The sequence below is a fragment of the Helicobacter vulpis genome, assembly GCF_003660395.1.
Taxonomy (GTDB): domain Bacteria; phylum Campylobacterota; class Campylobacteria; order Campylobacterales; family Helicobacteraceae; genus Helicobacter; species Helicobacter vulpis.
Genome location: NZ_QXQT01000004.1, coordinates 96,950 through 103,272 on the forward strand (window position 1 = coordinate 96,950; position 6,323 = coordinate 103,272).

At 48.2% G+C, this 6,323-nt stretch carries 6 protein-coding genes; 5 read left to right on the plus strand and 1 reads right to left on the minus strand.

The genetic code is table 11. From position 1 onward, the window contains the following. The first annotated feature begins 57 nt into the window (after positions 1-57). From EAO38_RS02460 to EAO38_RS02480, 5 genes are read left to right on the plus strand one after another with little or no spacing between them, the layout of a single operon-like run. Positions 58-1,206: a peptidoglycan DD-metalloendopeptidase family protein gene (locus tag EAO38_RS02460; protein WP_121020771.1), complete on the plus strand. Its 1,149-nt coding sequence runs from the start codon at positions 58-60 to the stop codon at positions 1,204-1,206. Continuing rightward, positions 1,206-1,805, plus strand: coding sequence for an NUDIX hydrolase (locus EAO38_RS02465; RefSeq protein ID WP_121020774.1), 600 nt, complete (start codon positions 1,206-1,208; stop codon positions 1,803-1,805). The genes EAO38_RS02460 and EAO38_RS02465 overlap by 1 nt, the downstream gene beginning before the upstream one ends. Beyond that, entirely contained in the window at positions 1,798-2,886 is a 1,089-nt protein-coding gene (locus tag EAO38_RS02470) for a plasminogen-binding N-terminal domain-containing protein (protein WP_235852478.1), read from the plus strand. The genes EAO38_RS02465 and EAO38_RS02470 overlap by 8 nt, the downstream gene beginning before the upstream one ends. Positions 2,887-2,888: 2 nt before the next feature. Further along, positions 2,889-4,274 (plus strand): glycolate oxidase subunit GlcD, encoded by a 1,386-nt coding sequence (gene glcD, locus EAO38_RS02475; protein ID WP_121020778.1) that lies wholly within the window; start codon positions 2,889-2,891, stop codon positions 4,272-4,274. Continuing rightward, positions 4,274-4,765, plus strand: coding sequence for a methylated-DNA--[protein]-cysteine S-methyltransferase (locus EAO38_RS02480; protein ID WP_121020780.1), 492 nt, complete (start codon positions 4,274-4,276; stop codon positions 4,763-4,765). The genes glcD and EAO38_RS02480 overlap by 1 nt, the downstream gene beginning before the upstream one ends. Before the next feature lie 223 nt (positions 4,766-4,988). Here the strand turns inward: EAO38_RS02480 and EAO38_RS02485 are convergent. Then, positions 4,989-6,323, minus strand: a 1,335-nt coding sequence (locus tag EAO38_RS02485; RefSeq protein WP_205588325.1) for a tetratricopeptide repeat protein, incomplete at its 5' end; no start/stop codon positions are given.

Genomic DNA, 6,323 nt, shown 5'->3' on the forward strand with positions numbered 1-6,323 from the left:
TTTTGTATAAGCTATTATAGACTATAATCGCATGTTTTACGTGCTTGAAGGAGAGTTATGATTCGTTTGATTGGACTTTGGGTGGCTTGCTTGGCCTGTGGCTATGGGGCAGTGGGGGAGCGTTTGGTATGGGACAAGGGCGCAACGTTGTTAGGCTTCTTGGATAAGAATAAGATCGATCCTAAGGTCTATTACGATTTAGCTATTCAGGACAAGGAGCTAGGCGCGGAGATTCGCGCCGGGGTGTCCTATTACACTTTAAGAGATGATCAAGGGGTGTTGTTGCAGGCCTTGATCCCCGTGAGTGAAGCCGTGCAGTTGCGCATCTTTAAGCAAGCAGATCGCTACCATATTGACTTCATTCCCATCGTCTTTAGCAGTGTGCAAAAGACCTTGAGCTTGCGGGTACAAAAATCCCCCTATAAAGACATTCTTAGAACAACCGGAGACGCTAGACTCGCTCAAGAATTTGTAGACATCTACAAGAAAACAGTCAATTTCAGGCGCGCGGTGATCAAGGGCGATCAACTCATTGTGATCTACACAAGGAAGCACCGCCTAGATCGCCCTTTTGGCTTTCCTAGTATTCAGGCAAGCATGTTAGAAACGGCGCGAAGACCCCATTATGTCTTTGCCTATGAGGGCAAATATTACGATGCACAGGGCAAAGAGATGATGGAGTTTTTCTTGGAAACGCCCGTACGTTATTCTAGGGTTTCTTCCAAGTTTTCCCATGGACGCATGCATCCCATTTTGAAAGAAATGCGCCCCCACTATGGCGTGGATTTGGCTGCCAAATTTGGCGCTGCCGTGCATGCTGCCACAGAGGGGAATGTGGTTTTCATGGGTTATAAGGGGGGTTATGGGCGCACGGTGGAGATCAAATACGGCAAGGAGTTGCGCCTGCTCTATGCCCATTTGAGCGCGTTTGCTCCCGGACTTAAAGTACATAGCTATGTCAGAAGAGGGCAATTGATTGGCAGAGTGGGGAGTACGGGTTTGAGCACGGGGCCACATTTACACTTTGGGGTGTATAAAAACGACCGTCCCATCGATCCACTCGGGCGCATCCGCACGGCTAAGAACCAACTCAATGGGAGGGAAAAAGAACACTTTGAGCGTTATATTCGCCCCTACCAGCATGCCATTAAGGACATGCAATCCTTTGAATACGCGCAACAAGAAACGCTCAAGATCACTTACTGATGGTGCGCTATTCCAGCATTCAAGTTGTGGAATGCACACACTCGCCCTATATTCGGCCTCAGACTATTCTTTATGAAGAAGATGGGATAGCCAAGCGTTGGGATATGATCAAGGTGCACGACAGCGTGGCAGTCTTGCTCTACCATGTAGAGATGCAACATTATGTGGTGGTGAAACAATTTAGACCCGCTGTCTATGTGAACGCGCATCTGTACAGAGGGGAAGAGATGGACGGCTATATGTACGAATTGTGCGCCGGGCTTGTGGACAAGCCGGGCAAGAGTGTGGAGCAAATCGCCTGTGAGGAGGTGCTAGAGGAATGCGGATATGCCATCACACCCAGCATGCTAGAACCCATAGGGGTGTTTCATTCAGCCACTGGGATCAGTGGGAGTAAGCAGAATATGTTTTTTGCGCGCATTACCCAAGCCCACCAACGCCATGCGGGTGGGGGGGTGGAGGGTGAATGCATTGAAGTGGTGCATCTCCCTCTCCAACAGGCCCGCAGTTTTATTACAGATGGGCGCATTCCTAAAACCATAGGCTTAGGTTATGCGCTCCACTGGAGTGTTGAGAAGATAAAGGATGGTTGTGATTAGATATTTAGGCATCGCGTTTTGGCTCCTGTTGGGTACGCTAGGGGCACGTGATTGGAGCGCGGCCCTTAAGATCAATATTGACGCGGTGGACAGCGCAAAAAATCTAGTACGCTTCCAAGCTTACGATTTAAAAGTCGGAGAAAGTGGCTATATTCTAGCTAAACTCACCGATTATAATGTCATTGTCGCACAGGTGGAGGTGGTGCGCGTGCATGACGGGGTGGCAGTGGGCAAGTATGGCCCCTATAGCGTGATGAAGCAACCTCACCTCCCCACCCCCCGCATGACTCCTCAAAAGGGCTATTTAGCCATCTTTAGAGAGTTTAATCATCAAGCCTTTCTCATCGCCCCGAACGCGCAATTATACGAACAGATCAAGGACGATCACAAGGACATTGAATTCATTAATTCGGATTTACTGGTAACCTTTTTAAATGGCTTTGATCCAAGCGCACATAATTTGAGAAGAGCTTGTGATATGTACAGCGCGGGCTTGCTCTATATTGTTAGCACAGAGCACCTGAATATTTTAGATTGCCAAAGTTTTGCTGTGCTGGAAAGCACGCACATAGATACATCTGAAGCCACGCGCAGCACTACCCCGTTTTATTCGCGTGTAGAGGGCATTGACAAGGGCACGTTGGGGAAAGTGTTTGGCGGGGGGAAGGCCAAGCATTATTTTTCCTTTTATGACAATTTATTAAAACAAGAAGCCCAAATAAGACTTGAGAAGGCGCGCAAAAAAGAGGACAAGTTTGAGTTTAAAGAAGACATGAAAAAGGCTAAAACGGCTGGAGAAAAAAAGGCCTTGAAACAGGAGTTGAAACAAGAACTCCAAGAAGACAGTCTTGAAACCTCTAAAGAATCCAAACAAGAACTCCAAGAAGAAAAGGCACTAGACGCTTCGAGTCAGAAAAAGAAGAAACAAGAGGCCATTGAAGAGAAAAGAGCCCTTAAAGCCCAGCTCAAGGCACAAAAAGCAGAGGAGCGCGCTAGAAAAAAGGCGGCTAAAGAAGCTAAAAAACGCGCCAGAGAGGCCGAAAAACGCCTAGAAAAAGAACAACGCCAACACAAGGAGTGAGCATGCTAGAAGCCCGCCATGCCCAGCATTTAAGCCAGCTTGTGGGGGTTGAAAATTTCTATACAGACCCCGCCCACTTGCAAGCCTACGCCTATGATGCCACTAGAGAACGCCACCTGCCCGATGGGGTGATCTTCCCTAGAGATGAAGAAGAAGTGCGCCAAATTCTAGCCTATTGCAACGCGCACCAAATTATTATCGTGCCTCGCGGGGCGGGTACGGGTTTTACAGGGGGGGCTTTGAGCGCGCATGGGGGGTTGGTCTTAAGTCTAGAAAAGCATTTTGATCGCATTTTAGAGATCGACACAAAAAATCTCATCGCGCGCGTCCAGCCCGGGGTGATCAACAAACATTTTCAAAACGCCGTGGAGGCGTTGGGCTTGTTCTACCCCCCCGATCCAGCTAGTCAAGATCAAAGCACTTTGGGGGGGAATGTGAGCGAAAACGCCGGGGGCATGCGCGCGGCTAAATATGGCATCACTAAAGATTATGTGATGGCACTGCGCGCGGTCTTGCCCAATGGAGATGTGATTAGAGCAGGCAAAAAGACGATCAAAGATGTCGCCGGCTTCAATGTGGCCGGGATTTTGATCGCCTCTGAGGGCTGTTTGGCAGTTATTACAGAACTCACTTTAAAACTTCTAGCCAAGCCTAAATTGAAACAATCGGCGATGGGAGTGTTTGGCAGCATTGGCGAAGCGATGGAGGCGGTGTATAAGAGCATGGCTAGTGGGGTTACCCCTGTGGCGATGGAGTTTTTAGATAATCTGAGCATTAGGGCGGTTGAGCAACGCTTTGCTAAGGGCTTGCCCATGGAAGCGGGCGCGATTCTCATCACCCAAGTAGATGGGAGCGTGCCTGAGCAAATCAGCTGGCAGCTAGATCAAATTGAAAAGCATTTTAAAGAAAATGGGTGTATAGACTTTCGCATTGCCCAAAATAGCCAACAAGAAGAAGATCTGTGGTTTGCGCGCCGCAACGCCTCCCAAAGTATTAGTGTCTATGGCAAGAAAAAGCTCAATGAAGATGTGACCGTGCCTAGAGCCAGCCTGCCCGCCTTGCTAGAAGAAGTGGCCAAGATCAGTCAAGAATACGGGCTTACCATCCCTTGTTTTGGGCATACTGGCGATGGGAATGTGCATGTGAATGTGATGGTACAAGATCCTAACAACCCCTCTGAAATGCAAAGAGGGCAGGAGGCAATGGAGGCGATCTTTAAGAGCGCGATCGCCCTAGAGGGCACACTTAGCGGAGAGCATGGCATTGGTTTGTCCAAAGCGCGCTTCATGCCCCTAGCTTTTAGCCCTGAAGAGATGGCGTTGTTCAAACGCATTAAAGCCGCCTTTGATCCTAATAACATTCTCAACCCCTTTAAAATGGGCTTGTGATGTGCGTGGGTTTTTTAAAAACCCCCAAAACTTTCCCCATCCCTTATCTGCGCTTGCAAACCAGCCAAAAAGGGCTGTGCGCTGTGGATTTTGTAACCCATAAAGGGCGATCCAATACACCCGATCTTTGGATGCAACAGAGTTTAGAGGCGCTAGAAAATTATTTTAAGGGCGATTTGGTGCGCTTTGAAATTCCCTTGGATATAGGCGGTTCGCCCTTTCAAAAACAGGTTTGGCATGCCCTGCAGGCTATCCCTTACGCACAAGTGCGCAGTTACAAAGACATCGCCCAAGCTATTGGCAATCCTAAAGCCTACCGCGCGCTGGGCAATGCCAACCATGCCAACCCCTGTCCCCTTGTCATCCCCTGTCATCGCGTGGTGCGCGCTAATGGCGATCTTGGGGGCTATGGGGGTGGGAAGGGGATCAAGACATGGCTTTTAAACCATGAGCGTTGCTGGGCTACATCTTGCGATCCCATAACGCCCTAATTCTTTCTATTAGCTAGTTGTTTTTCTTAGCTAAAACACTGCGCAAAAGCGCACCCTAGTTTGCCCTAGATCCACCCCCACCTTTTTAAGGCTAGGATTATGGGGGAAAGATTGCCCCCTATTTTTGGCTTTGGGGGGCGGTTTTAGGGGGCGATCAACGCTAGGGCAAAGACGAGCCCTATTTGTGGAGGCGTTAGGGGTTGTCATAGGCTGGGGTGTTGTCCTATCTTGTAGGTCGTCTAATCGCACTAATGCGTTCAACTTCTCCTTTCGCATTAACTTTTTTATAACCATCGTCATAGGGTTTTGCAAACGCTCTAAGATTGTCATAGCGATTCAATGCATCAAAACACCACCGGCTTGCCCCCATATTTTCTACAAACCTTGTATTTTGGCGGTCTAGGGCATCGGCGATTTTATAGATTTTGCTCTCGGCTAACTCTAGCAAGGGTTGATAACGCTCAATGTTGTGTAAACCGATACGCCCATTAATTGCCCTTACCAAACTTAGGTTTTCCAATAATCTTAAAAGCACTTGGTGGTGTCGGCAATGCAAGGCGACAAATTTTTGGATTTGGATACACTCCATGAGTCTATCCATAAACTCTATGGCTTGTTTAGCGGCTAACTCAAAATTCTCTAAATCATCTCTGCCTTCATAAGGCAGATTGTCCGTTGAAAAGCGTAAAAATCTAGCACATTTGCCACTGCCTAATCTAGCCCCTTGTTTGCGGTAATCATCTGCTCGCTCATAGTCCAAATCTGCCAAATGGTCGTAAGCATCCGCATAGCCCAAATCAATGGCTTTTTGGTGGAGTTGCATGGCTTCTTGCTTGCCACGATAACCGCTAACCTCTTTTAAAGCCACACCCCACAGAGCGTAAGCCTCCCCATCGCCTTTTTGGGCTTGGGTTTTTAAAGACTGCATGGCTTGGGTGTAATAGGTTTTTGCCATTTCATCATCATCCTTATAATACTCAAACATCTTAGCTAACCCCACATACCCCCGCCCCTCGCCTAAGCCCACCGCTTTTTCAAAAAGCTCCTTAGCTTTTTCTTGGCAATTTGTGAGCGTTTTGTCTTTAAAGACTTGGCAATGTTTGAAAATCGTTAAATAATCCTCGCTCTCTAGGTCGTCTTTTAGGGGGTTTAAAGCATGAATGACTTCCTGCCCACTAATGACCTCCCCACTCCCATACTCTAACACTTGGGTGTCCCTATTCTCCATATACACCTTACCCAGCTCCACCAAAGCTTGCACGGAGCCTAATTCTATGGCTTTTTCAAAACAACGCATGGCGACATTATTGTCGGGGTATAACACAATCCCCTCCACCGCCATTTTGCCTAGCTCTAGCCACGCGCTGGCACTCCCCAAATCTTTGGCTTGCATGTAGTCTTTAAAGGCTTGTAAAGTGTTCGCGCCGTATTTCCATAGGGGTTTGACTTCTGGGGCTGTTGTGCTTTGGGTGGTTTGGGTTGTTTGTGTGGCTTGTGGGGGGTTTTGGCTCGTGTTTGCGCTAGTGCCTTGTAATAAGGGAGCGTGGCTCTCTTGCAA

Bases quoted from the DNA above. Each gene is read 5' to 3' on its own strand.
- EAO38_RS02460 (WP_121020771.1), top strand. From the start codon at position 58: ATGATTCGTTTGATTGGACTTTGGGTGGCTTGCTTGGCCTGTGGCTAT.
- EAO38_RS02465 (WP_121020774.1), top strand. From the start codon at position 1,206: ATGGTGCGCTATTCCAGCATTCAAGTTGTGGAATGCACACACTCGCCC.
- glcD (WP_121020778.1), top strand. From the start codon at position 2,889: ATGCTAGAAGCCCGCCATGCCCAGCATTTAAGCCAGCTTGTGGGGGTT.
- EAO38_RS02480 (WP_121020780.1), top strand. From the start codon at position 4,274: ATGTGCGTGGGTTTTTTAAAAACCCCCAAAACTTTCCCCATCCCTTAT.